The organism is Salmonella sp. 32070601201500089SM, from assembly GCF_017573605.1.
GTDB classification, from domain to species: Bacteria; Pseudomonadota; Gammaproteobacteria; order Enterobacterales; family Enterobacteriaceae; genus Salmonella; species Salmonella enterica.
In genome coordinates this window covers 207,964-232,522 of the sequence record NZ_JAGETK010000008.1, presented here as the reverse complement: position 1 = coordinate 232,522, position 24,559 = coordinate 207,964, and the positions used below count along the sequence as shown (strand labels likewise).

Annotated in this window: 29 protein-coding genes and 1 other annotated feature; of the genes, 10 read left to right on the top strand and 19 right to left on the bottom strand. The window is 52.9% G+C overall.

The genetic code is table 11. The features are described 5' to 3' along the window. Positions 1–11 precede the first annotated feature (11 nt). Genes J4728_RS15030 through J4728_RS15020 form a run of 3 tightly spaced genes read left to right on the top strand, consistent with a single transcriptional unit; the run spans position 12 to position 2,904 of the window. Positions 12–1,019 (top strand): ABC transporter ATP-binding protein, encoded by a 1,008-nt coding sequence (locus J4728_RS15030; protein ID WP_208211998.1) that lies wholly within the window; start codon positions 12–14, stop codon positions 1,017–1,019. Continuing rightward, on the top strand, positions 1,016–2,020 hold the full coding sequence (gene oppF, locus J4728_RS15025) for a murein tripeptide/oligopeptide ABC transporter ATP-binding protein OppF (RefSeq protein WP_000994698.1): 1,005 nt from the start codon (positions 1,016–1,018) through the stop codon (positions 2,018–2,020). Before J4728_RS15030 ends, oppF begins: the two co-directional genes overlap by 4 nt. Positions 2,021–2,067: 47 nt before the next feature. Then, the gene (locus J4728_RS15020) at positions 2,068–2,904 is read left to right on the top strand and encodes an ion transporter (protein WP_208211996.1); all 837 of its coding nucleotides are present in this window, start codon (positions 2,068–2,070) and stop codon (positions 2,902–2,904) included. Between the two features lie 47 nt (positions 2,905–2,951). On the opposite strand, the gene J4728_RS15015 is transcribed toward J4728_RS15020, so the two are convergent. Together J4728_RS15015 and cls are read right to left on the bottom strand one after the other, a co-directional pair. After that, positions 2,952–3,281, bottom strand: coding sequence for an HI1450 family dsDNA-mimic protein (locus J4728_RS15015; RefSeq protein ID WP_000425070.1), 330 nt, complete (start codon positions 3,279–3,281; stop codon positions 2,952–2,954). A gap of 33 nt (positions 3,282–3,314) precedes the next feature. Beyond that, complete coding sequence (cls, locus tag J4728_RS15010; RefSeq protein WP_000206886.1) at positions 3,315–4,775, bottom strand: cardiolipin synthase; 1,461 nt, start codon at positions 4,773–4,775, stop codon at positions 3,315–3,317. A 142-nt stretch (positions 4,776–4,917) separates the two neighbouring features. On the opposite strand from cls, the gene J4728_RS15005 reads away from it, so the two are divergent. Next, positions 4,918–5,091, top strand: a complete 174-nt coding sequence (locus J4728_RS15005) for a YciY family protein (protein WP_001531561.1) — start codon at positions 4,918–4,920, stop codon at positions 5,089–5,091. A 43-nt stretch (positions 5,092–5,134) separates the two neighbouring features. Here J4728_RS15005 and J4728_RS15000 read toward each other — a convergent pair whose 3' ends face one another. Further along, positions 5,135–5,431, bottom strand: a complete 297-nt coding sequence (locus tag J4728_RS15000) for a YciI family protein (RefSeq protein ID WP_000967605.1) — start codon at positions 5,429–5,431, stop codon at positions 5,135–5,137. 223 nt (positions 5,432–5,654) lie between these two features. Here J4728_RS15000 and tonB point away from each other — a divergent pair, with 223 nt between their 5' ends. After that, the gene (gene tonB, locus J4728_RS14995) at positions 5,655–6,377 is read left to right on the top strand and encodes a TonB system transport protein TonB (protein ID WP_001532427.1); all 723 of its coding nucleotides are present in this window, start codon (positions 5,655–5,657) and stop codon (positions 6,375–6,377) included. 59 nt (positions 6,378–6,436) lie between these two features. Here the strand turns inward: tonB and yciA are convergent, their stop codons facing one another. The 4 genes from yciA to J4728_RS14975 form a co-directional block, all read right to left on the bottom strand. Then, the gene (gene yciA, locus J4728_RS14990) at positions 6,437–6,838 is read right to left on the bottom strand and encodes an acyl-CoA thioester hydrolase YciA (RefSeq protein ID WP_000210317.1); all 402 of its coding nucleotides are present in this window, start codon (positions 6,836–6,838) and stop codon (positions 6,437–6,439) included. A gap of 160 nt (positions 6,839–6,998) precedes the next feature. Then, positions 6,999–7,538, bottom strand: coding sequence for a septation protein A (locus J4728_RS14985; protein WP_000808682.1), 540 nt, complete (start codon positions 7,536–7,538; stop codon positions 6,999–7,001). A 56-nt stretch (positions 7,539–7,594) separates the two neighbouring features. Continuing rightward, positions 7,595–8,338: a YciC family protein gene (locus J4728_RS14980; protein WP_000028507.1), complete on the bottom strand. Its 744-nt coding sequence runs from the start codon at positions 8,336–8,338 to the stop codon at positions 7,595–7,597. A 25-nt stretch (positions 8,339–8,363) separates the two neighbouring features. Next, positions 8,364–8,768: a YkgJ family cysteine cluster protein gene (locus J4728_RS14975; RefSeq protein WP_000114955.1), complete on the bottom strand. Its 405-nt coding sequence runs from the start codon at positions 8,766–8,768 to the stop codon at positions 8,364–8,366. A 337-nt stretch (positions 8,769–9,105) separates the two neighbouring features. On the opposite strand from J4728_RS14975, the gene ompW reads away from it, so the two are divergent. Next, entirely contained in the window at positions 9,106–9,744 is a 639-nt protein-coding gene (gene ompW, locus J4728_RS14970) for an outer membrane protein OmpW (protein WP_000714799.1), read from the top strand. Between the two features lie 81 nt (positions 9,745–9,825). Here the strand turns inward: ompW and J4728_RS14965 are convergent, their stop codons facing one another. From J4728_RS14965 to trpL, 10 genes are all read right to left on the bottom strand, one after another. Further along, positions 9,826–10,704, bottom strand: coding sequence for a manganese catalase family protein (locus tag J4728_RS14965; protein WP_000488349.1), 879 nt, complete (start codon positions 10,702–10,704; stop codon positions 9,826–9,828). Between the two features lie 19 nt (positions 10,705–10,723). Beyond that, the gene (locus J4728_RS14960) at positions 10,724–11,230 is read right to left on the bottom strand and encodes a ferritin-like domain-containing protein (RefSeq protein WP_001109977.1); all 507 of its coding nucleotides are present in this window, start codon (positions 11,228–11,230) and stop codon (positions 10,724–10,726) included. Between the two features lie 73 nt (positions 11,231–11,303). After that, a complete protein-coding gene (locus J4728_RS14955) occupies positions 11,304–11,807 on the bottom strand; it encodes a ferritin-like domain-containing protein (RefSeq protein ID WP_001022822.1) in 504 nt (167 codons plus the stop codon). Between the two features lie 89 nt (positions 11,808–11,896). After that, positions 11,897–12,079, bottom strand: coding sequence for a general stress protein (locus J4728_RS14950; RefSeq protein WP_000807657.1), 183 nt, complete (start codon positions 12,077–12,079; stop codon positions 11,897–11,899). Between the two features lie 479 nt (positions 12,080–12,558). Continuing rightward, positions 12,559–13,365, bottom strand: coding sequence for a tryptophan synthase subunit alpha (gene trpA / locus J4728_RS14945; RefSeq protein ID WP_000443029.1), 807 nt, complete (start codon positions 13,363–13,365; stop codon positions 12,559–12,561). Then, the gene (gene trpB, locus J4728_RS14940; protein WP_000209485.1) at positions 13,365–14,558 is read right to left on the bottom strand and encodes a tryptophan synthase subunit beta; all 1,194 of its coding nucleotides are present in this window, start codon (positions 14,556–14,558) and stop codon (positions 13,365–13,367) included. The genes trpA and trpB overlap by 1 nt, the downstream gene beginning before the upstream one ends. Before the next feature lie 9 nt (positions 14,559–14,567). Continuing rightward, on the bottom strand, positions 14,568–15,926 hold the full coding sequence (trpCF, locus tag J4728_RS14935) for a bifunctional indole-3-glycerol-phosphate synthase TrpC/phosphoribosylanthranilate isomerase TrpF (RefSeq protein WP_001195296.1): 1,359 nt from the start codon (positions 15,924–15,926) through the stop codon (positions 14,568–14,570). A 3-nt stretch (positions 15,927–15,929) separates the two neighbouring features. Beyond that, positions 15,930–17,525 carry a bifunctional anthranilate synthase glutamate amidotransferase component TrpG/anthranilate phosphoribosyltransferase TrpD gene (gene trpD, locus J4728_RS14930; protein WP_000763492.1) on the bottom strand — a complete coding sequence of 532 codons (1,596 nt, stop codon included), beginning with the start codon at positions 17,523–17,525 and terminating at the stop codon, positions 15,930–15,932. Next, complete coding sequence (locus J4728_RS14925) at positions 17,525–19,087, bottom strand: anthranilate synthase component 1 (protein ID WP_001194386.1); 1,563 nt, start codon at positions 19,085–19,087, stop codon at positions 17,525–17,527. Before J4728_RS14925 ends, trpD begins: the two co-directional genes overlap by 1 nt. A gap of 22 nt (positions 19,088–19,109) precedes the next feature. Further along, positions 19,110–19,205: a sequence feature (Trp leader region), on the bottom strand. Next, on the bottom strand, positions 19,182–19,226 hold the full coding sequence (gene trpL / locus J4728_RS14920; RefSeq protein ID WP_010989026.1) for a trp operon leader peptide: 45 nt from the start codon (positions 19,224–19,226) through the stop codon (positions 19,182–19,184). Its footprint overlaps the feature before it by 24 nt. 121 nt (positions 19,227–19,347) lie before the next feature. On the opposite strand from trpL, the gene rnm reads away from it, so the two are divergent. The 3 genes from rnm (at position 19,348) to rluB (ending at position 21,833) form a co-directional block, all read left to right on the top strand. Then, positions 19,348–20,229: an RNase RNM gene (rnm, locus tag J4728_RS14915; protein WP_000500442.1), complete on the top strand. Its 882-nt coding sequence runs from the start codon at positions 19,348–19,350 to the stop codon at positions 20,227–20,229. A gap of 7 nt (positions 20,230–20,236) precedes the next feature. Continuing rightward, complete coding sequence (locus J4728_RS14910) at positions 20,237–20,857, top strand: L-threonylcarbamoyladenylate synthase (protein WP_000077250.1); 621 nt, start codon at positions 20,237–20,239, stop codon at positions 20,855–20,857. Between the two features lie 100 nt (positions 20,858–20,957). Next, on the top strand, positions 20,958–21,833 hold the full coding sequence (gene rluB / locus J4728_RS14905; protein WP_001291233.1) for a 23S rRNA pseudouridine(2605) synthase RluB: 876 nt from the start codon (positions 20,958–20,960) through the stop codon (positions 21,831–21,833). 86 nt (positions 21,834–21,919) lie between these two features. Here the strand turns inward: rluB and cobO are convergent, their stop codons facing one another. Beyond that, positions 21,920–22,510, bottom strand: a complete 591-nt coding sequence (cobO, locus tag J4728_RS14900; protein ID WP_001278856.1) for a cob(I)yrinic acid a,c-diamide adenosyltransferase — start codon at positions 22,508–22,510, stop codon at positions 21,920–21,922. Beyond that, the gene (locus J4728_RS14895; RefSeq protein WP_000559310.1) at positions 22,507–23,268 is read right to left on the bottom strand and encodes a YciK family oxidoreductase; all 762 of its coding nucleotides are present in this window, start codon (positions 23,266–23,268) and stop codon (positions 22,507–22,509) included. Before J4728_RS14895 ends, cobO begins: the two co-directional genes overlap by 4 nt. Before the next feature lie 237 nt (positions 23,269–23,505). Between J4728_RS14895 and sohB the strand changes: the two genes are divergently transcribed. Further along, on the top strand, positions 23,506–24,552 hold the full coding sequence (gene sohB, locus J4728_RS14890; protein ID WP_000422082.1) for a protease SohB: 1,047 nt from the start codon (positions 23,506–23,508) through the stop codon (positions 24,550–24,552). Positions 24,553–24,559: the final 7 nt, after the last annotated feature.

The window sequence follows — 24,559 nt, the reverse complement described above, 5'->3', positions numbered from 1 at the left end:
GGAGTACAGCCATGAGCTTATCAGAAACCGCGACTCAGGCGCCGCAACCGGCGAATGTACTGCTGGAGGTAAACGATCTTCGTGTTACGTTCGCTACGCCTGATGGCGATGTGACGGCGGTCAACGATCTGAACTTTACGCTTCGCGCTGGAGAAACGTTAGGTATTGTTGGCGAGTCTGGATCGGGGAAATCGCAAACGGCGTTCGCATTAATGGGACTGCTGGCGACGAATGGTCGAATCGGCGGTTCCGCGACCTTCAACGGACGTGAAATTCTTAATCTACCTGAGCGCGAACTGAATACGCTGCGCGCAGAACAGATTTCGATGATTTTTCAGGACCCGATGACCTCGCTAAATCCTTATATGCGCGTTGGGGAGCAGTTAATGGAAGTCCTGATGCTGCATAAAGGGATGAGCAAAGCGGAAGCTTTTGAAGAGTCCGTCAGAATGCTGGATGCCGTAAAAATGCCGGAAGCGCGCAAACGGATGAAAATGTACCCGCACGAATTTTCCGGCGGAATGCGTCAACGTGTGATGATTGCGATGGCGCTGTTGTGCAGGCCGAAACTGCTTATTGCCGATGAGCCTACCACCGCGCTTGATGTTACCGTGCAGGCGCAGATTATGACCTTGCTTAATGAGCTAAAGCGCGAATTTAATACCGCCGTTATCATGATTACCCACGATCTGGGCGTGGTCGCGGGTATTTGCGATAAGGTCCTGGTAATGTATGCCGGGCGTACCATGGAATACGGTAAGGCGCGCGATGTCTTTTATCAGCCCGTTCATCCGTATTCGATAGGCTTGCTTAATGCGGTGCCGCGTCTGGATAGCGAGGGGGCGGAAATGTTGACGATTCCGGGCAATCCTCCCAATTTATTGCGTTTGCCTAAAGGTTGTCCGTTCCAGCCGCGTTGTCCTCATGCGATGGAGATCTGCAATAATGCGCCGCCACTTGAAGCGTTTAGTCCTGGTCGCTTGCGCGCCTGTTTTAAACCGGTGGAGGAACTGCTATGAATGCTGTGATTGAACAACGTAAAGTTCTCCTCGAAATCGCCGATCTGAAAGTACATTTTGATATCAAAGAAGGGAAGCAGTGGTTCTGGCAACCGCCGAAAACTCTGAAAGCGGTGGACGGCGTTACGCTACGCCTGTATGAAGGCGAAACGCTGGGCGTGGTGGGCGAATCCGGCTGCGGCAAGTCGACGTTTGCGCGCGCCATTATTGGTCTGGTGAAGGCGACAGACGGTAAAGTCGCCTGGCTGGGAAAAGATCTGTTGGGCATGAAAGCGGATGAGTGGCGCGAAGTGCGCAGCGATATCCAGATGATTTTCCAGGACCCGCTGGCGTCACTCAACCCGCGAATGACGATTGGCGAAATTATCGCGGAACCGCTGCGCACTTATCATCCTAAACTTTCGCGCCAGGACGTGCGTGACCGCGTGAAAGCCATGATGCTGAAAGTGGGGCTGCTGCCGAATCTCATCAACCGTTATCCCCATGAATTTTCCGGGGGGCAGTGCCAGCGCATCGGTATCGCCCGGGCGTTGATCCTGGAACCTAAGCTCATTATTTGCGATGAGCCGGTGTCGGCGCTGGACGTTTCTATTCAGGCGCAGGTGGTGAATTTGCTCCAGCAGTTACAGCGAGAGATGGGGCTGTCGTTGATTTTTATTGCGCACGACCTGGCGGTCGTAAAGCACATATCCGATCGTGTCCTGGTGATGTATCTCGGTCATGCAGTAGAATTGGGCACCTATGATGAGGTGTACCATAATCCACTGCATCCTTATACCAAAGCGCTGATGTCGGCGGTACCGATTCCCGATCCCGATCTGGAGCGAAATAAGAAGATACAATTGCTGGAGGGCGAATTACCTTCGCCCATTAACCCGCCTTCCGGCTGCGTGTTCCGTACACGCTGTCCGCTAGCCGGGCCAGAATGCGCGCAAACGCGACCGGTGCTGGAAGGAAGTTTTCGCCATGCCGTTTCCTGCCTTAAAGTAGACCCGTTATAATCGCAAGGGCTGACAATTCGTCAGCCCTTCTTTTAGGTGAGGTTACCGTGTCACTTTCTTTGTCGTCGGTTCGCCGTCGTCTTTATCATAATCTGTTCGATTTGACTACGCGCTCAGGTCGCCGTTTTGAAGGGTTATGCGCGCTGTTTGCGCTGCTTAGCGTACTGGTCATTTTTGTTGAATCAGGCGTAGGAACGGAATATCACCTGACATTTGATGAATGGCATATTTTTGTCTGGCTGGAGCTGTGCGTTACCCTGATATTTACCGGTGAATACTTGCTCAGACTGTTTAGCTGGCCCGAACCGGCAAAATACGTTTTTAGTTTCTGGGGATTTATTGATCTGGTGACGATTTTGCCGCTGTACGTCATGTGGCTGTGGCCGGAAATTAGCCTGAACTATATGTTTGCCTGGCGCGCTATGCGAGCGATTCGCGTGCTGCGTATTCTTAAACTGCTACGCTTTATGCCATCGCTGCGGGTATTCTGGAGCGCCATTATTAGCGCGCGTCATCAGCTTATTCTGTTCTATTCATTTATTGCGATCGTGATGATTATTTTCGGTGCCCTGATGTATCTTATTGAAGGACCGAAATATGGCTTTACGACGCTTAATGCCTCGGTGTATTGGGCGATAGTGACAGTCACAACCGTGGGGTACGGTGATATTACGCCGCATACGCCGCTGGGACGTATTGTCGCGTCGGTGCTTATTTTGATTGGCTATTCGGTGATTGCGATTCCTACAGGACTGATTACCACGCACATGAGCAGCGCGTTTCAAAAACGTCACTGGCAGCGAAAATGTCCGCAGTGCCAGCAAAGCCAGCATGAATATAGCGCGCAATATTGTAACCGATGCGGCAGTAAGCTACCGGATTAAACAGGCTTGCCGGAGGGCGCAATCAGACGCCATCCGGCCTGAACCGCTTATTCGCGCCAGAGAATATGGCACAGCTTGTGGTCCTTTTCCCGGCACAGCAGAACGCGGGCGAAAATGTCGTTAATTTCGCCGTCTTCGGTATCCGCCAGGCCAATTACCACCTCGGCAAAAAAGTCTGGATTCAGGTCAAAATCGACGTGCTCTTGCCAGTCTTCAGCGGGATCAAACAACTCCGCGCCGCCGCGCTCCTCGAATTGCAAATTGAACAGAATGATATCAGCCGGATCAAGATTATCCGCCGCCAGCTCAAGAAAAATATCGTAAGCCTGCTCAAGCGTTTCGTCTTCAGTCAGGCGATTGTTCAGATCCATTTCCATAGTGACTACCTGTTTACTCATGTTGGTCACGTTTTACAGCAATGGACTAAAGAAGTAAAACAATCGCTCGGTAATACGCTGCCATAACGGACGTTTTACCCACAAACGCGCATCTAACAGGCGGGAGCGCGAAATATAATCGTCCTGTACCGCAGCCAGATCGGCGCCGAAACCCGTATCATCAATGACCAGCGTAATCTCGAAATTAAGCCACAGGCTACGCATGTCGAGATTCACGGTACCGACCAGGCTCAGTTCGCCATCGACCAGCACGCTTTTGGTATGTAACAGCCCGCCTTCGAACTGATAGATTTTCACGCCCGCCGCCAGTAACTCGCTAAAAAAGGCGCGACTGGCCCAGCCGACGAGCAGTGAATCGTTTTTGCGAGGCAGGATAATACTGACATCCACGCCGCGCTGTGCAGCGGTACAAATAGCGTGCAGCAGATCGTCGCTGGGGACGAAATATGGCGTGGTCATAATTAAATATTCGCGCGCAGCATAGGTGGCGGTTAATAGTGCCTGGTGAATGAGATCTTCCGGAAAACCAGGACCGGAAGCAATGGTATGAATGGTATGCCCGCTGGCCTGCTCAAACGGCATAATATTCACGTCCGGCGGGGGAGGCAGAATGCGTTTACCCGTCTCGATTTCCCAATCGCAGGAGTAAACAATCCCCATTGCTGTCGCCACGGGACCCTCCATCCGCGCCATCAAATCGACCCATTGTCCAACGCCGGCATCCTGTTTGAAAAAACGCGGATCCACCATATTCATACTGCCGGTATAGGCGATGTAATTGTCAATCATCACCATTTTACGGTGCTGGCGAAGATCCATACGGCGTAAAAAGACGCGCATCAGATTCACCTTCAGCGCCTCTACGACTTCAATGCCAGCGTTACGCATCATGGCCGCCCAGGGGCTGCGGAAGAAAGCGACGCTACCCGCGGAGTCCAGCATAAGCCGGCAATGGATGCCGCGGCGGGCGGCGGCCATTAGCGATTCAGCGACCTGATCCGCCATGCCGCCTGGCTGCCAGATGTAAAACACCATTTCGATATTATGCCGCGCCAGTTGGATATCGCGAATAAGCGCCTGCATGACATCATCGGAGTCGGTAAGCAATTGCAACTGGTTGCCTTTGACGCCCGCAATCCCCTGACGTCGTTCGCACAGCTTAAACAAGGACGATGCGACGCTACTGTTTTCTTGCGCGAAAATGTGTTTGCAGGCTTTGAGGTCATTCAACCATTTGGCGGTAGACGGCCACATGGCGCGGGCACGCTCGGCGCGACGTTTGCCTAAATGCAATTCGCCCACGGACAAATAGGCGATGATCCCGACCAGCGGAAGGATATAGATGATTAACAACCAGGCCATTGCGGAGGGAACTGCGCGCCGTTTCATTAGAATACGTAATGTGACGCCGGCAATGAGAACCCAGTATCCCAAAATGACCAGCCAACTCACCACGGTGTAGAAGGTTGTCATAACTTTAAAAATCCTTTAGAAAGCGTGTTGTTAAGAGTTTACGCGTCAGGATTCACATGGCAAATAAAAACACGGGAAAAGCGCTGGTCTGCATCCGGCGAGGGGGTATAATGGCGCTTCTGTTACAGTGAGAGTCGTAAACATGAAGCGTAGTAGAACGGAAGTGGGGCGCTGGCGAATGCTACGTCAGGCGAGCCGCCGTAAAGCGCGTTGGCTTGAAGGGCAATCACGCCGTAATATGCGTATCCATACTATCAGGAAATGCATCTTTAATCGTCAGCGTAATTCATTACTCTTTGCGATTCATGGTGTGTGAGCCAGAAAGGGCACCGTATGCGGTGCCCAACAGGCCATCCTTTTCAAAAGATCTTCTTATACGGTTTGACCGAAACCTGTGCATAGACGCCCGCTGCGACGTAGGGATCCGCATCAGCCCAGGATTGCGCCGCTTCTAAAGATTCAAATTCAGCAATCACCGTTGACCCGGTAAATCCGGCTACCCCAGGATCGTTACTGTCCACTGCGGGCATCGGCCCGGCAGTTAATAATCGCCCTTCATCATGCAGAAGTTGCAGGCGCGCCAGATGCGCGGGCCGTACCGAGAGGCGTTTTTCAAGCGAGTTGGCATTATCCTGAGCGTAAATAACATACAGCACGGGTAGAGCTCCTTAATCGGTAAAAGTTGCTGATTACGTTATTGGAAAGGGCATTTAACTGCAATGTAAAGATACCGACTTTGTTAAACATGCACATTTTGTGTGGTGTTTTTGCGCGATATCATCTTTTAAATGCCGCTATCGGCAATGCCTTATTGAATATGATTGCTATTTGCATTTAAAATTCAGCTCTGGTTTTTCAACTGAAACGATTATGACTTCAATGACCCTTGATTTACCTCGTCGCTTTCCCTGGCCGACACTCCTTTCCGTAGGCATTCATGGTGCTGTAGTGGCAGGTTTGCTCTATACCTCGGTACATCAGGTTATTGAATTGCCTGCGCCAGCGCAGCCTATCACGGTGACAATGGTTTCACCCGCCGACCTGGAGCCGCCCCAGGCGGTTCAGCCGCCGCCGGAGCCGGTGGTTGAACCCGAACCGGAGCCAGAGCCGATCCCTGAACCGCCTAAAGAAGCGCCCGTGGTGATTGAGAAACCCAAACCTAAACCAAAACCCAAGCCGAAACCGAAACCGGTGAAAAAGGTTGAAGAGCAGCCGAAGCGCGAAGTCAAACCAGCCGCACCGCGTCCTGCCTCACCGTTTGAAAATAGCGCCCCGATGCGGCCAACAAGCAGCACCGCATCGGCGACCAGCAAGCCGGCGGTGAGCGTGCCCACTGGACCTCGCGCTCTGAGCCGTAACCAGCCGCAGTATCCGGCGCGAGCACAGGCGTTACGTATTGAAGGCCGCGTAAAGGTGAAGTTTGACGTGACCGCTGCTGGGCGAGTGGAAAATGTACAGATTCTATCCGCGCAGCCAGCCAATATGTTTGAGCGTGAAGTTAAGAATGCGATGCGAAAATGGCGCTATGAAGCAGGCAAGCCGGGTTCCGGGCTGGTGGTCAATATTATCTTCCGTCTGAACGGTACGGCGCAGATTGAGTAATCTCTGGCGCCGCCAGCCAGGAATATACCATCACCTGCTGGCGGCGTAAGTGGGTATACTTAACCCTGAACCGGGAGCGGGCGAGGTTTACCGTCCGGATCGACGGCAACATAAATAAACAGCGCCTCGGTGGCCTTGTAGCGCTGTCCAATCGGTTCTGACGCGACTTTTTTCACCCAGACTTCAATATTGATGCTAATAGACGTCGTACCGCGTTTAACGCAGCGCGCGTAGCAACATACGACATCGCCAACCGCGACGGGGCGCAGAAATGTCATTCCTTCCACGCGTACGGTTACAACCCGACCGTGCGCGATCTCTTTGGCCAGTATCGCGCCGCCAATATCCATTTGCGACATCAGCCAGCCGCCAAAAATATCGCCGTTCGCATTGGTATCGGCAGGCATGGCCAATGTACGTAAAACCAGCTCGCCCTGAGGAGTATTATCCATTGTTGTCATTGTAAAACCGACTATCAGAAAAAATTACAGCCGCGATGCTACTATGAATTTTGTGTGGAGAATAGTGGGAATAAAGGTACTGACGGGAAAGCGCAGGGCGTAAAGGCGAAGAAAATATCGCCAGGCGTTCGCAGTCTGGCGATGATAAGTCACGGGAGGGTTATGATTTATCTTCCTGTGGCAGATGCCGGTAGATATAGACGCCGCTCAGCAGGGTAAAAATGAGCGTCAGCGCCGTGAGTCCAAAGACCTTAAAGTTGACCCAGATATTTTGCGGCAACCAGAAGGCGATATAAATGTTAGCCAGACCGCACGCAATAAAAAACAGCGCCCACGCCAGGTTCAGCTTTGACCAGACCTGCTGCGGCAACGCCAGTTCTTTACCTAACATACGTTGGATTAACGGTTTTTTCATCACCCACTGGCTTATTAACAGCGCGCCGGCGAACAGCGCATAAATAACCGTCACCTTCCATTTAATAAATTCATCGTTATGGAAGAAGAGCGTCAGACCGCCGAAGACGGCAACCAGAACAAAGGTAATCAGCGCCATCTTCTCTATTTTCCGATAGCGCACCCAGCTATAAATCAGCACGATTGCCGTCGCGACAATCAGTGCGGAGGTCGCCGCATAGATGTCATAAAGTTTATAAAACGCAAAAAAGACAACCAGCGGTAAAAAATCCAGAAACTGCTTCATTCTTCGATTCCATCATCAACGAGCGTCGAATGCGCCGCGTAACGGCGCATTGCGGATTATTGGCGAATCAACATATACAGGCGGAATAAGTAGATAAGCAATACTGCGGAAATCAGATTGCTCAACGTATTCGCCAGTACAGCGCCTACATTTGGGGTCAGTACAGCGAAGCTGGGCGCGAACAGCAATAGCAATGTTTTAGCCAGTAACCAGCCTATCACCGCAGGCGCGACCAGTCTCATGTTAGCCCAGGCTAAACGCATACTGCTGCGCATTGCGGCAAACACGCCCATTTTCTCTTCAACCAACATCACTGGCGCAAGCGCCAGCACAATGGCCATAATAATCCCCGGAACGACAATCAGCATTATACCGATTTGCACTAACAGGGTAGTCAGAAAAATAAGAATAAACAGTTTAGGCAATGCAGGGGCGCTGGCGCCGATAGCGCGCAGCGCGCTAACCCGATGTCCCGCTGAAACTAACTGAATCATCAGGATGATACCGCCGGCCAGAATAGCGTTGCCGATAAGCCCGGAAAACGTCGAGGCGGCAGAGGCGCGCAACAGGATCTGTTGCTGCTCCGGCGTCATATTTTGTACCAGCTCAAACAGGCCAGCGCTGCCTGCCAGATGTTCTCCTTCACTGAGTTGCGCGATTTGCGCATCGCTGGGTGAAAAGGCATGACCTAAGACCACCGTGATAAATGCGCACAGCAACGAAACCAGCAAGATAGTAATAAATTGATTTCGGAAAAAATTTCCGGCGTCACGGTAAACGGACTTCGCCGTGATAGACATGCACTCTCCTTGAGTTTTGCAGGTGTTAATTTGCGGGCAATTGTACCCTGGATAACTCTACAGTGGCAGCATCAGCAGTTGTATGGAAAAGCATATCTTTGTAAAGCGGCGGTAATCCGTATCGCGCGCGGGCGCGATTACACGCCTCATTCACTTCGCCTCCTTCGCCCGATATCGAAAATTCGCGACAGGTTGAAGGGCGGTTTTCATAAATAGCGCAACTGACGTTTTCACCCGGCGTGCCAATTAGCGCTTTACAGTGCGGCTGTTTTTGGTTGGTGCCGGCCATACAACGTAAAAAAGGGGTAACAGGCTCGGTTAATGACGCCGGAACGCGTCCGCTGGCGTCGTCGCCTTCCGCCCAATAAAAGGAGACACGAAAATAGGCACAACAGGCACCGCATGTCATGCATGGGTTAAGAACGCTCATGATTCACCTGCAAAAAACTCACGTATCAATAGATTACAACGGAAATTAATCTGTCCCGCAGTGTTCGCGAATCTTAACGCCACGCGCCATTGCGGGACATTGATTACCTTAGCCAGCCTTTATCGCCAGGGCAACAGGAGCAGACAAATATTTGCATAGCGTGAATATGTCAAAATTGATCTGAATTCCTATAACCAGGATTTTCAATACAAGTTCTAAATTAATCTGGATCAATAAATGTTAAATTATAAGAACAAATGTGATCTGTGTTAGATCACTTATTACTTCATTGTGGGTATATTCATCACGCTTTTATAACCATAACGATGGAGCGGGTATGAAAAAATTTACAGTGGCGGCACTGGCGTTAACAACTCTTCTCTCAGGCAGCGCGTTCGCGCACGAAGCCGGAGAATTCTTTATGCGTGCAGGTCCGGCAACCGTCAGACCTACAGAAGGGGCGGGTGGTACGCTGGGGCATTTAAACGGGTTTGATGTGAGTAATAACACGCAACTCGGCCTGACATTCACTTACATGGCGACGGACAATATCGGGGTTGAATTGCTGGCGGCTACGCCGTTCCGCCATAAGGTGGGTACGGGCGCGACGGGCGATATCGCCACGGTCCACCTGTTACCGCCAACGTTAATGGCGCAGTGGTACTTCGGCGATTCCAGCAGCAAAGTGCGTCCTTATGTCGGCGTGGGGGTGAACTACACCACCTTCTTCGATAACGACTTTAACGATAATGGTAAAAATGCCGGGCTGTCCGATCTGAGCTTTAAGGATTCCTGGGGCGCGGCAGGGCAAGTTGGGGTAGATTACCTGATTAACCGCGACTGGTTAATTGGCGCCTCTGTCTGGTACATGGATATTGATACTACCGCCAATTATAAAATGGGCGGCGTGCAGCATCATGACAGCGTGCGTCTGGACCCATGGGTATTTATGTTCTCGGCAGGCTATCGTTTCTAATCGCGTGATGTTGTGACGAAAAAAGACCCCGCCAGGCGGGGTCAAAAAAGGACATGACACACGGATTTTACTTGTCGGAACTCACTTGTCTTCTTTCGGTTCGCCGCAGCCTAGTTCTGCGCCAGTGAGAGGATCAACGGTGGGGTCCGATTTCGTTCTTTCTGCCATCGCTTTGAGCAGCGCCATCTGCTCGCGCGGCAATTTCACTGTCGCCAGGCCATCGCCGCCATCAACAGCAGGCATCGGTTCTGCGACATAGTTGAAGTTCTCATCGCTATTCCAGCTACCTCGCGGATCGTCGCCTTGCGACATGTTGTAGTACACGTCGGTATACTGTTCTACCGGCGGTAATTTACCCGGCGGGAAGTTGTTACGAATCGAATACAGCGCCTTTTCAAAAGAGAGCTGGTGCGCGACTTCACGGGTCATTAAGAAACTGAGCGTGTCTTTTACGCCGGGATCGTCGGTCAGATTAATCAGGCGTTCATAAATGATCTTCGCTCGCGCCTCTGCCGCGATGTTTGAGCGTAGATCGGCTGTGACTTCGCCGATAGTATCAATATAAGCCGCGGTCCACGGTACGCCGCCGGAGTTCGTCAACGCCGGGCCGCCGCCATACAGCAGAGAGGTGATATGGCTGTCATTACCATTCTGCGTCAGCGAGCGATAAAGTTCCGCTTCGTTTTCGGTGCCTTCCGCCAGCTCGCCTTTAGCGCCTTTATTAAGCATTCCTACCAGTGAGCCGATAATTTCCAGATGACTCAGCTCCTCGGTGGCGATGTCCATTAACATCTCTCTACGACCGGCATCATCATCGCTTAAACCTTGCGTGAAGTAGCGGCAGGCGGCCGCCAGTTCGCCCTGCGGGCCGCCAAACTGTTCCAGCAGCAGGTTCGCTAATCCAGGATTAGGTTCGCTCACTCGCACAGTATATTGAAGTTGTTTTACGTGTCGAAACATATTGCCTCCTGCTTATTATTTATTTTTTGGCTTCAACGCCATCTGCTTCAGATCGCAGTAAAAATTGTTCCGTTGTCTGCGGAATATGTTTGATCAGCCAGTCAGCCATTTGCATTTCTTCTTTCAGAATGGCTTCAATCGTCGGAATTGAGGCAGTGTCGCCAGCTTTTTTTGCCGCCGCCAGCAGGGAGGTATAACAAGCAATTTCGAACTGCTCGAAAACATAACCGCTAATTGAACCTTTGACAATTTCATCGGAAGGGAACATGCCACCGATAGATTGCCCCATTGCTGCCATTTTACTCATGGAGTCTTTCAACACCGAACGGGAAATGCCATTACGGTCCAACACTTCTTCGAGCATGGTAATTTGATGTTTGGTTTCACTAATATGTTGTTCAATTCTGGCTTTTATATCAGGATAATTTTCAATACGGCTGGCCATAGATTCAAGCATCGATTCTGCCTGTTTTTCCATGGCATGGGCGTCACGAAGCCAGTCATGATAATGTTCAGTATAATTCATTTTACATTCCTCAATGCGTGATAATCTGCTCCGATAATAAAATCGGAATCATGCAAGCTGATAATTAAAAATATTATTTCGATTTGCGTTCAGCACTTTTATTAACATTGCTGACTGCTAAATCGGTAAGTTTTAAATCAGTTTGTTTTTCCTCGTCGAGGGTTTCTTTGAGCAGTTTTAATGCCTTGCTATAGCCGAGCTGCTCGGCCAGGGTGGCTAGCGTGCCGTAGCTGGCGATTTCGTAATGCTCGACTTTTTGCGCCGCGGCGATAAGCGCTGCATCGCGTACTTCGTTTTTCTCCGTACTTTCGATGACTTCATTGGCTTCTTCAATCAGCCCTTCCATAGCGACGCATTTCATTCTTTTCAGTTTAATGCCAGATTCAGATTCGACGATCTGATCAATACGTTCAATCTGACCCTGGGTTTCTTCAAGATGAGATTGAAAGGCCTGGCTTAATTTTTCATTGGACGTGGCTCTGGCAAGTTTAGGAAGAGCCTTGGTTAATTGTTTTTCTGCACTATAGGTATCTGAAAGTAGATGGATAAAAAGGTCTTCAACGGTTTTGATATTCATAAATCTAATTCTCCTGGGCAAAATACTGCGAGCCAGAAGACTCGCAGATTGCTTGATAAAAGCATGTGTTATATTTACATTACAGTAAATCAGGAATTATCGGATTTACGTCCGCCGTGACTATTCTGACCACCTTTTTTACCGGCTTCAGAAGCTCGTTGCGGATCGTTTTTGAAATTCCCGCCGCTATGCTGACCGCCTTTGCGGCCCGCTTCAGATGCTTTTTCACGATTCTCGGCGAAATTTCCTGAACCACCACGATGTTCGGCCATATTATTTCTCCTGTCTCGTTGCTTGCTGAAAAAATCGGTTTTAATCGTGTCGACACCCTATTAAAATTAGTTGGTTAAACCGATTAGTCAAATTGACGGAAATAGTTGTGATTTACCGCGTAAATAACGCACAAAAAATGGTTTAGAGATAATATATTCTATATTTTCTTTTAGAATAAGCGATTTAACAGAAAATACTTTGCATTGTTATTAATAACAAGAGTCACTATCTGCGGCCCTGGAAACGTTAATGCATTGTTTGTTGACATTTCTTTACATAAAGGCGGGGGAAATTGACGTGAAAACGCTAAATTTTTCGGCGTGATTAGGAGTTTTCTTAGCAAAAATTGACTTCAGACTTTTTGAAAGCTGGACGGGGAATAACACCAAAAAGATTGATGATGTACGCCTGAATCGTGATTCTGGTTTGGCGCCAACCTCTCATTAAGCCGCCAGCGTTATGCTGACGGCTTAACCCGTTATGCGCGGCTGGCGGCTTTCATCGCTGAGACAAAGGACCTGAGCTCCGCCAACATCTGTTCGGGAGACGCGAGGTTTTTCTCGATAATCTTGACAATGGCTGAGCCGGAGATAGCGCCAGCCGCCCCGGCACGCACGGCCGCAGACACCTGTTCCGGCGAGGAGATACCGAAGCCCTGTAACGCAGGCGCGGCGTGGTACTCTTTAAGCTTCTCAATGAGATGATGCAACGGCAATGCGCCACGGTTTTCCGCGCCGGTGACGCCCGAACGCGAAAGCAGGTAGGTATAACCGCGGCCGTAAGATGCGACCTGGCGCAGAAGATCGTCATCCGCATTTGGCGGGCAGATGAAGATCGGCGCGATATTATGCCGTAACGCCGCCTGGCGGAAGGGGGCCGATTCTTCAACCGGGACATCTGCGACCAGCACGGAATCTACGCCAACCTGTTCACAACGGGCATAGAACGCATCTATGCCGTTATTGAACACCAGATTCGCGTACATTAGCAGGCCAATCGGAATGGTCGGGTGTTTTTCACGAATCAGCGCCAGCATTTCAAAACACTGAGCCGGCGTGACGCCAGCGGCGAAGGCGCGTAAGTTCGCATTCTGGATGGTAGGGCCATCGGCCAGAGGATCGGAGAAGGGAACCCCCAGCTCCAGAGCGTCGGCGCCAGCGTCAATCAGTGTGTCAATAATTTTCAGTGACTGTTCAATGCCAGGGTCGCCCAGGGTCACGAAGGGGACAAAAGCGCCTTCCCGGCGATCGTTGAGTTGGGCAAATAAATTTTCGTAGCGTTCCATCAGATTTCCCCTCGCGCTTTCAGGATATCGTGTACGGTAAAGATGTCTTTATCTCCGCGGCCAGAGAGATTGACCACCAGCAGTTGCTCTTTTTCCGGCTGCTCGCGCATCATTTTCAGAGCGTGCGCCAACGCGTGGGAGGACTCCAGCGCCGGGATAATTCCCTCATGGCGGCACAACGTTTTGAAGGCTTCCAGCGCCTCATCATCGGTAATGGAGACATAATCCGCGCGTCCGATGCTGTTCAGGTACGCATGTTGCGGCCCAACGGACGGGAAATCGAGCCCGGCGGAAATGGAATAGGACTCTTCAATTTGCCCGTCTGCTGTTTGCATCATCGGCGCTTTCATCCCGAAATAGATGCCAACGCGACCATGTTTAAGCGGCGCGCCATGCTCGCCGGTTTCAATACCATGACCACCAGGTTCAACGCCTATTAGCCCGACGCTGGTATCATTAATAAAATCGGCAAACATCCCGATAGCGTTTGAGCCGCCACCGACGCAAGCGATAACGGCATCTGGCAGACGGCCCTCTTTGTCGAGGATTTGCGCTTTCGTCTCTTCGCCAATCATGCGCTGGAACTCGCGAACGATGGTGGGATAGGGATGCGGTCCTGCCGCCGTGCCGAGCATATAGTGCGCGGTTTCGTAACTACCGGACCAGTCGCGCAGCGCCTCGTTACAGGCATCTTTTAGCGTAGCGGAGCCGCTATGAACCGGGATGACCTCAGCGCCCATCAGACGCATACGGAAGACGTTCGGCGACTGGCGCTCAACGTCTTTGGCGCCCATATAGATACGGCATTTCAGACCCAGCAGGGCGCTGGCGAGCGCAGAGGCGACGCCGTGCTGACCGGCGCCGGTTTCAGCGATAATCTCGCTTTTACCCATCCGTTTGGCCAGCAGCGCCTGACCCAGTACCTGATTGGTTTTGTGCGCGCCGCCGTGCAGTAAATCTTCGCGCTTTAAATACAACGTGGTACGCGTACCGGCGGTAATGTTCTGGCATTTCGTCAGCGCGGTGGGGCGTCCCGCGTAGTTTTTTAGCAGATCGGCGAATTGCGCCTGAAATTCAGGATCTTTTTGCGCGCTGACGAAGGCCTCTTCAAGCTGGTTCAGCGCAGGCATCAGGATCTGCGGCACATACATGCCGCCGAATTCACCAAAGTAGGGGTTGAGAAGTGTTGTCATGTTTTTTCCTTAATATGCGCGCAGTGTCTGAAAAACTGAGGCCAGAAGACGAGCATCTTTGATGCCCGGCTGTGACTCCACACCTGAATTAAAATCGAGACCGGCACAGCCGACTTGCGCCGCCTGGACGCAGTTATCGGCCGCCAGCCCGCCCGCCAGTAACACATTATCCAGCGGTTGCCCCTGTAGCAGTGACCAGTCGAAGCGCTGCCCGCTGCCGCCTTGCCCATTGTCGAAAATGTATTTATCGACATGGTGATAATCGCGTGCGGGAAGGGCATCGCTAACGCTCAGCGCCTTCCAGATTTGCACCTGTTTCGGCAACGCCTCGCGCAGCGCGTTGACATACGCCTGGTCTTCGCTGCCATGTAGCTGTACGGCAGAAAGCGACAGGACGGCGGCTTTCTGGCAAACATCGGCGATATCAGCGTTCTTGAAAACGCCGACATACTGCAATGGCGCGCCGCTTATCACTTCTCGCGCCTGCTCAACGCTAACCGCGCGCGGAGATGAGGGCACAAAAATCAACCCGCCATATATTGCGCCAGCGTCACAGGCCGCTTTAGCGTCCTGGGCGCGGGTCAGGCCGCAGACTTTATTTTCGCCAAGCAGCACGCGACGGACGGCGGCGTTAAGATCGTCATGCGCCATTAACGCGGAGCCAATTAAAAAACCGTTGGCGAAGTGGCTCAGTTCGCGTACCTGACCATAGGTGTTAATCCCGGACTCGCTGATGACAGTCACGCCGTGGCCCAGTTTTGGCGCCAGCTGGCGGGTGCGATTCAAATCAATCGACAGATCGCGCAGATCGCGATTGTTGATACCTACCACTTTTGCGCCTAACGCTATCGCGCGCTCCCGTTCTTCGTCATTACTGACCTCCGTGAGCACGCCCATTTTCAGACTGTGCGCGACGGCGGAGAGTTGGCGATACTGTTCGTCATCCAGAACCGAGAGCATCAGTAAACAGGCATCGGCCTGATAGTAACGGGCAAGGTAGATCTGATAGGGATCGATAATAAAATCCTTACACAGAATCGGCTGCGGCGCGCTTTGGCTAACGACCGGCAGAAAATCGAAGCTCCCCTGAAAATATTTTTCGTCGGTGAGCACCGAGATCGCCGAGGCGTAATGTTGATAAATACTGGCAATACGCGCCGGATCGAAATCGTCGCGAATCACGCCTTTTGATGGCGATGCTTTCTTACACTCCAGAATAAAGGCGGTACGCGCGCCCTGGAGCGCATCATAAAAATGGCGTGTACTTGGCTGGATCTCATTTTGAAAACTGGCCAGCGGCTGTTGCTGTTTGCGGGCTTCTACCCAAATCGCCTTGTCTGCGACGATTTTCGCTAAAACGGTTTGCATTATTTACCCTCTTGCCGCCAGTGCGGTGACTCTGTCATATGCGGTGCCGTTGCGCAGAACATCAAGCACGGTTTGCGCGTTGGCCTTGAGATCTTCCTGACCATGCAGACGCATCAGCATCGCCACGTTGGCGGCGACGGCGGCCTCATGCGCGGCATCGCCTTTACCTTGTAATAACCGCGTCAGAATGTCACGGTTTTCTTCCGGCGTGCCGCCAGCCAACTGATCCTGATGGTAAGGCGTCAGGCCAAAATCCTCCGCCGTCAGTTGATAGCTTTTAATTTCGCCGTCATGCAGCTCCGCGACAATCGTCGGCGCATGGAGCGAAACCTCATCCATGCCGCCGCTATGTACCACCGCCGCGCGCTGATAGCCCAGTACCCGTAAGGTTTCCGCAATCGGCAGCACCAGTTCCGGGCTATAGACGCCAATCAACGCCAGCGGCGGATGCGCAGGGTTGATCAGCGGGCCGAGTACGTTGAACAGGGTTCGCGTTTTTAACTGTTGGCGAACCGGCATCGCGTGACGGAATCCGGTGTGATATTTCGGCGCAAACAGGAAACAGACGCCCAGTTCATCTAACGCCTGACGTGATTTATCGGCGTTCATATCCAGATTAATACCGAACGCCGCCAGCAGATCGGATGACCCCGATTTGCTGGACACGCTGCGGTTGCCGTGTTTCGCCACTTTCAGTCCACAGGCCGCCGCGACAAAGGCGCTGGCGGTAGAGATATTGATACTGTTGCTGCCATCGCCGCCGGTACCAACGATATCCGCAAACAGATACTCCGGGCGCGGGAACGGGGCGGCATTTTCCAGCAACGCAGTGGCGGCGCCGGCAATTTCATTGGGATGCTCGCCGCGAATTTTCATGCTCACCAGCGCGGCGGCGAGCTGTTCAGGCTTAAGTTCGCCGCGGACGACCGCCGAAAACAACTGATGGCTCTCTTGTTGCGTCAGTGTTTGCGCCTGATAGAGTTTCTCCAGAATCGGCTGTAGGGTGTTGGTCGGTTCCAGCTTTTGCTGCGCCCAGGCTAATGTTTGCTCCAGTAGACGCGCGCCCTGTGTCGTCAGGATGGACTCAGGATGAAATTGAAAACCGCAAACGCGATCCGCATCATGACGTACCGCCATCACCATGCCGTTGAAATGGGCGTTAATGGTCAGCCCGGCAGGAACATTACTGCCGACCAGCGAATGATAACGCGCGACCGGTAGCGGATTCGCCAGCCCGGCGAACATCGCCTGACCGTCATGCTCAATGCTGGAGGCTTTGCCATGCAGGATTTCTCCCGCCTGACCGACATAACCGCCGTAAGCTTCGACAATCGCCTGATGCCCCAGACAAATGCCGATGATCGGCAACTTGCCGCGTAGTCGGGTCAGCAGCTCCGGCATACAGCCTGCCTCGCTGGGAACGCCCGGACCGGGGGAGAGCATTAGCACCGGATTTTTCATTGTCGCCAGGCGATCGATAAGCGTCTGCGCCGGAATATGGTTACGGTAAATCACCACGTTATGACCGTTGGTCCGTAGCTGATCTGCCAGGTTCCAGGTAAACGAGTCGATGTTATCGAGCAGCAGAATATCAGCCATCAGAAGGTCTCCTGTGCATGATGCGCGGTGGCGATAGCACGCAATACGGCGCGCGCTTTATTACGGGTTTCATCGGCTTCAGACTGCGGAACCGAGTCCAGCACAATTCCGGCGCCCGCCTGTACGGTGGCGATACCGTTTTCCACCAGCGCGGAGCGGATAACAATACAGGTGTCCAGATCGCCGTGGGCGGTGAAGTAACCGACCGCGCCGCCATAGCTGCCGCGGCGCTGTCCTTCCGCATCGGCAATCAACTGCATGGCGCGTACTTTCGGCGCGCCGCTCAGGGTGCCCATGTTCATGCAGGCGCGATAGGCGTGCAGCGCGTCGAGATCGTGACGCAGTTCGCCCACTACCCGGGAAACCAGATGCATCACGTACGAATAGCGGTCAACTTTTGTCAGATCGGCAACGTAGCGACTGCCCGGCGTACAGATGCGCGCCAGGTCATTGCGCGCCAGATCGACCAGCATCAGATGTTCGGAAAGCTCTTTATGGTCGGTACGCATGTCCAGCTCAATACGGCTGTCGAGATCTCTGTCCAGCGTACCATCGGCGCGGCGACCGCGTGGACGGGTACCCGCGATGGGGTAAATCTCAATCTGACGGCTGGCGGCGTCATATTTCAGCGAGCTTTCCGGCGACGCGCCGAAAAGCGTGAAATCATTATCCTGCATAAAGAACATATATGGGCTGGGGTTGCTCTTTTTCAGCACGTAGTAGGCAGCCAACGGCGACGGGCAGGGCAGTGAAAAGCGGCGCGACGGCACCACCTGAAATATCTCGCCCGCGCGGATGGCTTTTTGCAACTGGCGTACCACCGCGCCGAACGCGTCATCGCTCTGATTGCATTCACAGCGCATGTCCGGCACCGGCGTCACCGGCAACGGTGGCGCAGGCTGGGTTAACTGTTGGCTAAGGTACGCCAGGCGGGCGTTCAGGCGCTGTTTTTCCCGGTCGCTGGCGGTGAACAGACTGGCCTGAATACGGGTGCTTTTTTTCTGATGATCTATCACCATCAGCGTTTCCGCTAAATAAAAGCAGTAGTCCGGGCAGTTATTGCCAGCCTCAAGGTGTGGCAGCGCTTCAAAGCCAGCGACCAGGTCGTAGGCAAACAGACCGCCGAAAAACATAGCCTCCCGCTCTTGCGTCGGTATGTTCACCACTCCCTGTAACAGACGGAACGCATCAAATACCGACAGAGAGCATAAACGGGCGTCTTCATCTAATAATGGGCTGACGGGCGGGAAGCGTAGAACGCGACCGGCAGGCAGGACTTCGTTCTCCACGCCAGCGGGCAGGGCGGTATCCAGTAGCGGCAATAACGAGGCGCCATTATCAGATAACGCCTGAATGGTGACAGTGTCACCTAAAGCGGTAATGCGCAGCGCGCTATCTACCAGCAGCAGGCTTTTTAAATCATCTTTACTGTCGATATCCGCGGATTCCAGCAGCAGCGTTGCCGGGCGATCGCCGCAGACCTGGTGAAAAAGCGCCGTTGGGTTTTCCCGATAGGCGGCATCGCAGGTCAACAGTTCGAGCGTGGGTTTTGGTGTTTGCATGGTTATTCTCATTATTTTGTTCAAAAAAAAGCCCGCTTAACAGGCGGGCCGGGTATCGTTTGGCTGATTACAGCTGTTCATACACCGCCCGCTATCAGGAAGTGCGCCACCAACCGTGTAATGCAAATGTCGCTGCCATTTTAGATACCCTCTTCATGTGAACTTTCGTACTAGTTAACTAGTTCGATGGAATAATGTCAACACCTATTTCAGTATATTTGCCGGAACCGTTATGATGTACATGACATAACTTTATCTCTATGGGAGCCGCCTTGAGCGACACGAATTACGCAGTGATTTACGATCTGCACAGTCATACCACGGCGTCCGATGGACTGTTGACGCCAGAAACATTAGTACACCGTGCGGTAGAGATGCGAGTCGGCACGCTGGCGATTACCGATCATGACACCACAGCCGCGATTCCTGCGGCAAGAGAAGAAATTTCACGTTCCGGACTGGCCCTGAATCTTATTCCCGGCGTGGAGATTTCAACGGTCTGGGAGAATCATGAGATTCACATTGTGGGTCTGAATATTGATATTGCGCACCCGGCAATGCGCGATTTTCTGGCGCAGCAGACAGAGCGGCGTCAGGCACGCGGTCGGCTCATTGCGGAGCGTCTGGAAAAAGCCCATATTCCCGGCGCGTGGGAAGGGGCATTGAGACTGGCCAATGGCGGCGCGGTGACGCGCGGCCACTTCGCCCGCTTTCTGGTGGAGTGCGGCAAAGCCGCGACCATGGCGGATGTTTTTAAAAAATATCTCGCGCGTGGGAAAACCGGTTACGTTCCGCCGCAGTGGTGTACAATAGAACAAGCTATTGATGTCATTCATCATTCTGGCGGTAAGGCGGTGTTGGCCCATCCGGGACGCTACGACCTTAGCGCTAAGTGGCTGAAAAGATTAGTGGCGCATTTTGCCGACCATCACGGCGACGCGATGGAAGTGGCGCAGTGCCAACAATCGCCCAATGAACGCACCCAACTGGCGACGCTTGCGCGTCAGCATCATTTATGGGCATCGCTTGGATCTGATTTCCATCAGCCCTGCCCGTGGATTGAGTTGGGGCGTAAACTCTGGCTGCCCGCTGGCGTTGAAGGCGTATGGCAGACATGGGAACAGCCGCAAATATCACAGTGAGGGAAGTATGAGCCAGTTTTTTTATATCCATCCGGATAACCCACAGCAACGGCTGATTAATCAGGCCGTCGACATTGTGCGTAAAGGCGGTGTTATTGTTTATCCAACCGATTCCGGCTATGCCCTTGGTTGTAAAATTGAAGACAAAGGCGCAATGGAGCGCATTTGCCGCATCCGTCATCTGCCGGACGGCCACAACTTCACGCTGATGTGCCGCGATTTGTCCGAGTTGTCGACCTACTCCTACGTCGACAACGTGGCATTTCGTCTGATGAAAAACAATACGCCGGGTAATTACACCTTTATCCTGAAGGGGACAAAAGAGGTGCCGCGCCGTCTGTTGCAGGAAAAGCGTAAAACTATCGGCCTGCGCGTACCGTCAAACCCGATTGCGCTGGCGTTATTGGATACGCTGGGCGAACCGATGCTCTCGACGTCGTTGATGCTGCCTGGCAGCGACTTTACCGAGTCGGACCCGGAGGAGATTAAAGATCGGCTGGAGAAGCAGGTGGATCTGATCATCCACGGCGGTTACCTCGGTCAACAGCCTACCACGGTAATTGATTTGACCAATGACTCCCCGGTGGTGCTGCGCGAAGGCGTCGGCGACGTTACACCTTTCTTATAAGGGCGTTAGCCTGTATACTACGCGGCCTTAAAATGGCGCGGCAACGCGCCGTTCATTCTCCTGTTCGACGCCTGTGAAGGCGACACCTGAAGGAAGCTCTATGAGCGAAAAGTTACAAAAAGTGCTGGCGCGCGCTGGCCACGGCTCTCGCCGTGAAATCGAATCCATTATTGAAGCGGGACGTGTCAGCGTTGACGGTAAAATCGCCACGCTTGGCGATCGTGTTGAAGTCACTCCCGGTTTGAAAATCCGTATTGACGGTCACCTGATTTCGGTGAAAGAGTCGGCGGAACAAATTTGCCGCGTTCTGGCCTATTACAAACCAGAAGGTGAACTGTGTACCCGCAATGACCCTGAAGGGCGACCAACCGTTTTTGATCGCTTACCGAAACTGCGCGGCGCGCGGTGGATTGCGGTAGGACGTCTGGATGTCAACACCTGCGGGCTATTGTTATTTACCACCGACGGTGAACTGGCGAACCGCCTGATGCACCCTAGTCGTGAAGTTGAACGTGAATATGCCGTGCGCGTGTTCGGTCAGGTGGATGAATCGAAACTGCGTGATTTAAGCCGTGGCGTACAGTTGGAAGATGGCCCGGCGGCATTTAAGACCATTAAATTCAGCGGCGGCGAAGGCATTAACCAGTGGTACAACGTGACGCTGACGGAAGGGCGCAACCGCGAAGTTCGCCGACTGTGGGAAGCGGTAGGCGTTCAGGTCAGCCGTCTGATCCGCGTTCGTTACGGCGATATCCCGCTGCCGAAAGGCCTGCCGCGCGGCGGCTGGACTGAGCTCGACCTCGCGCAAACGAACTATCTGCGTGGTCTGGTAGAGCTCCCGCCGGAAACCTCGTCGAAGGTTGCCGTCGAAAAAGACCGTCGTCGTATGAAAGCGAACCAGATCCGTCGGGCGGTAAAACGCCACAGCCAGATAGCTGGCGGACGCCGCTCCGGTGGGCGTAATAACAACGGGTAATCTCTACCGCGGTCTATAGGCCGAGAATCATCAGACAAGAGGGTTTGTGCCGGATGGCGGCGCAAACGCCTTAATCCGGCCTACGGTTAATAATCAATTCCCATCTGGGCTTTTACGCCCGCGTCGAAAGCATGTTTAACCGGACGCAGTTCGCTGACGGTATCCGCAAGATCAAGAATATCCCGGTGACAGCCGCGACCTGTAATAATCACCGTCTGGTGACCAGGGCGCGCGTTTAGCGCGCTTATGACCTCTTCCAGCGGCAAATAGTCATACGCCACCATATAGGTCAGCTCATCCAGTACCACCATATCAAGCAGCGGATCGGCCAGCATCCGTTTCCCATGCTGCCAAACGGCCATACATGCTGCAGTGTCTGCCTCGCGATTTTGCGTCTCCCAGGTAAATCCCGTTGCCATCACCTGAAATTCGACGCCATGCGGTTCCAGCAGATTACGCTCGCCGTTGGGCCAGGTGCCCTTAATAAATTGCACCACGCCTACGTTTTTACCGTGTCCTACGGCGCGGGCGGCAGTCCCGAAAGCCGCCGTGGTTTTGCCCTTACCATTGCCAGTAAACACGATAATAATACCGCGCTCTTCCTGTGCCTGGGCGACACGGGCGTCAACCCGATCTTTTACCTTCTGCTGGCGCTGCTGATAACGTTCATCACTCATTGGGCGATTCCTGGTTTACGGCCCGGTTGGGCGTCAAAGGTCATACCGGTTTTACGGCGACTGTCGTCGCCCATAAGCCACAGGTAAAGCGGCATAATATCGGCAGGCGTTTTTAATTTCTGTGGATCTTCCGTCGGAAAGGCGCTGGCGCGCATACTGGTGCGCGTGCCGCCCGGGTTAATGCAGTTAACACGCAGAGAACGGTTCTGGTATTCGTCCGCCAGCACCTGCATCATTCCTTCAGTAGCAAACTTCGAGGTGGCATAGGCGCCCCAGTTGGCGCGTCCCTGGCGGCCAACGCTTGATGACGTAAAGACCAGCGAGCCGGCATCGGACTTCAATAATAACGGTAACAGCGCCTGGGTGAGCATAAAGGTGGCGTTAACGTTTACCTGCATGACATCCTGCCAGATCTGCGGATCTTGTTCGCTCATTGGGCCGATTTCCCCCAGTAACCCGGCATTGTGCAGGACGCCATCCAGGCGGGGATAGTGCGCGGCGATGCGGTCGGCCACTTGCCGGCACTCTTCAGCGGTGCAGGTCAGCAGATCGAGCGTAAACCACTGTGGTTGAACATGTTGCTCGTCAGCAATGTGCTGCGCGACCCGACGCAGTTTCTCTTCGTTGCGTCCCAGCAGAATCACCGTTGCGCCGTAACGCGCATACGTAAGCGCGGCTTCCCGCCCAATGCCATCGCTGGCGCCAGTGACCAGAATAATGCGGTTTTGCAATAGATCTTGTTTCGGTTGGTAATGCATGGCTACTCCTCAACGGTGTGGTGCACCGTCCTGCCAGGTTGTCTTATCTTCGCGTTAACTTTTCGGGTTTATGCCTGAAAGCGCCTTTTTTTTCAATCAGACAGGGGCGATAACGCCGTAAAATGAACGTCTTGTCATACTTTTTCTTCCTCAACAGGCATACGGATGAAGAGAGACTGACTTCGATGCCTGTTGTACACTGAGCGCAAGTCGCGTTATTTAATCAAGGTGGGAGTCGTGGAATTGTTGTCTGAATATGGCTTATTTTTGGCAAAAATCGTCACCGTTGTGGTGGCCATTGCCGTCATTGTGCTGCTGATCGTGAATGCTACGCAACGCAAACGTCAGCGCGGCGAGCTGCGCGTGACCAATTTGAGCGAGCAGTATCAGGAGATGAAGGATGACCTTGCTGCGGCGTTGATGGATGGCCATCAGCAAAAACTGTGGCATAAAGCGCAGAAAAAAAAGCATAAGCAGGAGGCGAAAGCCGCCAAAGCGAAAGCGAAGCTGGGGGACATTGCGACATCGGACAAACCGCGTGTATGGGTGATAGATTTCAAAGGCAGTATGGATGCTCACGAAGTTAATGCGTTACGCGAAGAGGTCACGGCGGTGCTGGCAGTGGCGAAACCCGGCGATCGGGCGGTTGTGCGTCTGGAAAGCCCCGGTGGCGTTGTGCATGGCTATGGCCTGGCGGCATCGCAATTGCAGCGCCTGCGCGATAAAAATATTCCGCTGACCGTGACGGTGGATAAAGTCGCGGCAAGCGGAGGTTACATGATGGCCTGCGTGGCGGAAAAAATTATCGCGGCGCCGTTCGCTATTGTGGGGTCAATTGGTGTTGTCGCGCAAATTCCGAACTTTAACCGCTTTCTCAAAAGTAAAGACATTGATATTGAACTGCATACCGCAGGGCAGTACAAACGTACCCTGACCTTGTTAGGCGAGAATACGGAAGAAGGGCGGCAGAAGTTTCGTGAAGATCTCAACGAAACGCACCATCTGTTCAAAGAGTTTGTGCAGCGGATGCGTCCGGCTCTGGACATTGAACAGGTCGCCACGGGCGAACACTGGTACGGTCAGCAGGCGCTGGAGAAAGGACTGGTTGATGAGATTAACACCAGCGATGAGGTTATCCTCGGCCTGATGGAAGGGCGCGAGGTGCTGAATGTGCGCTATATGCAGCGTAAAAAACTGATCGATCGTGTTACCGGCAGCGCGGCGGAAAGCGCGGATCGGCTGCTGCTGCGCTGGTGGCAGCGTGGACAAAAGCCATTGATGTAAACCGCTA

Excerpts from the sequence above, each read along its gene's own strand:
- J4728_RS15030 (WP_208211998.1), top strand. The coding sequence starts at position 12 with ATGAGCTTATCAGAAACCGCGACTCAGGCGCCGCAACCGGCGAATGTA.
- oppF (WP_000994698.1), top strand. The coding sequence starts at position 1,016 with ATGAATGCTGTGATTGAACAACGTAAAGTTCTCCTCGAAATCGCCGAT.
- J4728_RS15015 (WP_000425070.1), bottom strand. The coding sequence starts at position 3,281 with ATGGAAATGGATCTGAACAATCGCCTGACTGAAGACGAAACGCTTGAG.
- cls (WP_000206886.1), bottom strand. The coding sequence starts at position 4,775 with ATGACAACCTTCTACACCGTGGTGAGTTGGCTGGTCATTTTGGGATAC.
- J4728_RS15005 (WP_001531561.1), top strand. The coding sequence starts at position 4,918 with ATGAAGCGTAGTAGAACGGAAGTGGGGCGCTGGCGAATGCTACGTCAG.
- tonB (WP_001532427.1), top strand. The coding sequence starts at position 5,655 with ATGACCCTTGATTTACCTCGTCGCTTTCCCTGGCCGACACTCCTTTCC.
- yciA (WP_000210317.1), bottom strand. The coding sequence starts at position 6,838 with ATGACAACAATGGATAATACTCCTCAGGGCGAGCTGGTTTTACGTACA.
- J4728_RS14985 (WP_000808682.1), bottom strand. The coding sequence starts at position 7,538 with ATGAAGCAGTTTCTGGATTTTTTACCGCTGGTTGTCTTTTTTGCGTTT.
- J4728_RS14980 (WP_000028507.1), bottom strand. The coding sequence starts at position 8,338 with ATGTCTATCACGGCGAAGTCCGTTTACCGTGACGCCGGAAATTTTTTC.
- J4728_RS14975 (WP_000114955.1), bottom strand. The coding sequence starts at position 8,768 with ATGAGCGTTCTTAACCCATGCATGACATGCGGTGCCTGTTGTGCCTAT.
- ompW (WP_000714799.1), top strand. The coding sequence starts at position 9,106 with ATGAAAAAATTTACAGTGGCGGCACTGGCGTTAACAACTCTTCTCTCA.
- J4728_RS14965 (WP_000488349.1), bottom strand. The coding sequence starts at position 10,704 with ATGTTTCGACACGTAAAACAACTTCAATATACTGTGCGAGTGAGCGAA.
- J4728_RS14960 (WP_001109977.1), bottom strand. The coding sequence starts at position 11,230 with ATGAATTATACTGAACATTATCATGACTGGCTTCGTGACGCCCATGCC.
- J4728_RS14955 (WP_001022822.1), bottom strand. The coding sequence starts at position 11,807 with ATGAATATCAAAACCGTTGAAGACCTTTTTATCCATCTACTTTCAGAT.
- J4728_RS14950 (WP_000807657.1), bottom strand. The coding sequence starts at position 12,079 with ATGGCCGAACATCGTGGTGGTTCAGGAAATTTCGCCGAGAATCGTGAA.
- trpA (WP_000443029.1), bottom strand. The coding sequence starts at position 13,365 with ATGGAACGCTACGAAAATTTATTTGCCCAACTCAACGATCGCCGGGAA.
- trpB (WP_000209485.1), bottom strand. The coding sequence starts at position 14,558 with ATGACAACACTTCTCAACCCCTACTTTGGTGAATTCGGCGGCATGTAT.
- trpCF (WP_001195296.1), bottom strand. The coding sequence starts at position 15,926 with ATGCAAACCGTTTTAGCGAAAATCGTCGCAGACAAGGCGATTTGGGTA.
- trpD (WP_000763492.1), bottom strand. The coding sequence starts at position 17,525 with ATGGCTGATATTCTGCTGCTCGATAACATCGACTCGTTTACCTGGAAC.
- J4728_RS14925 (WP_001194386.1), bottom strand. The coding sequence starts at position 19,087 with ATGCAAACACCAAAACCCACGCTCGAACTGTTGACCTGCGATGCCGCC.
- rnm (WP_000500442.1), top strand. The coding sequence starts at position 19,348 with ATGGGAGCCGCCTTGAGCGACACGAATTACGCAGTGATTTACGATCTG.
- J4728_RS14910 (WP_000077250.1), top strand. The coding sequence starts at position 20,237 with ATGAGCCAGTTTTTTTATATCCATCCGGATAACCCACAGCAACGGCTG.
- rluB (WP_001291233.1), top strand. The coding sequence starts at position 20,958 with ATGAGCGAAAAGTTACAAAAAGTGCTGGCGCGCGCTGGCCACGGCTCT.
- cobO (WP_001278856.1), bottom strand. The coding sequence starts at position 22,510 with ATGAGTGATGAACGTTATCAGCAGCGCCAGCAGAAGGTAAAAGATCGG.
- J4728_RS14895 (WP_000559310.1), bottom strand. The coding sequence starts at position 23,268 with ATGCATTACCAACCGAAACAAGATCTATTGCAAAACCGCATTATTCTG.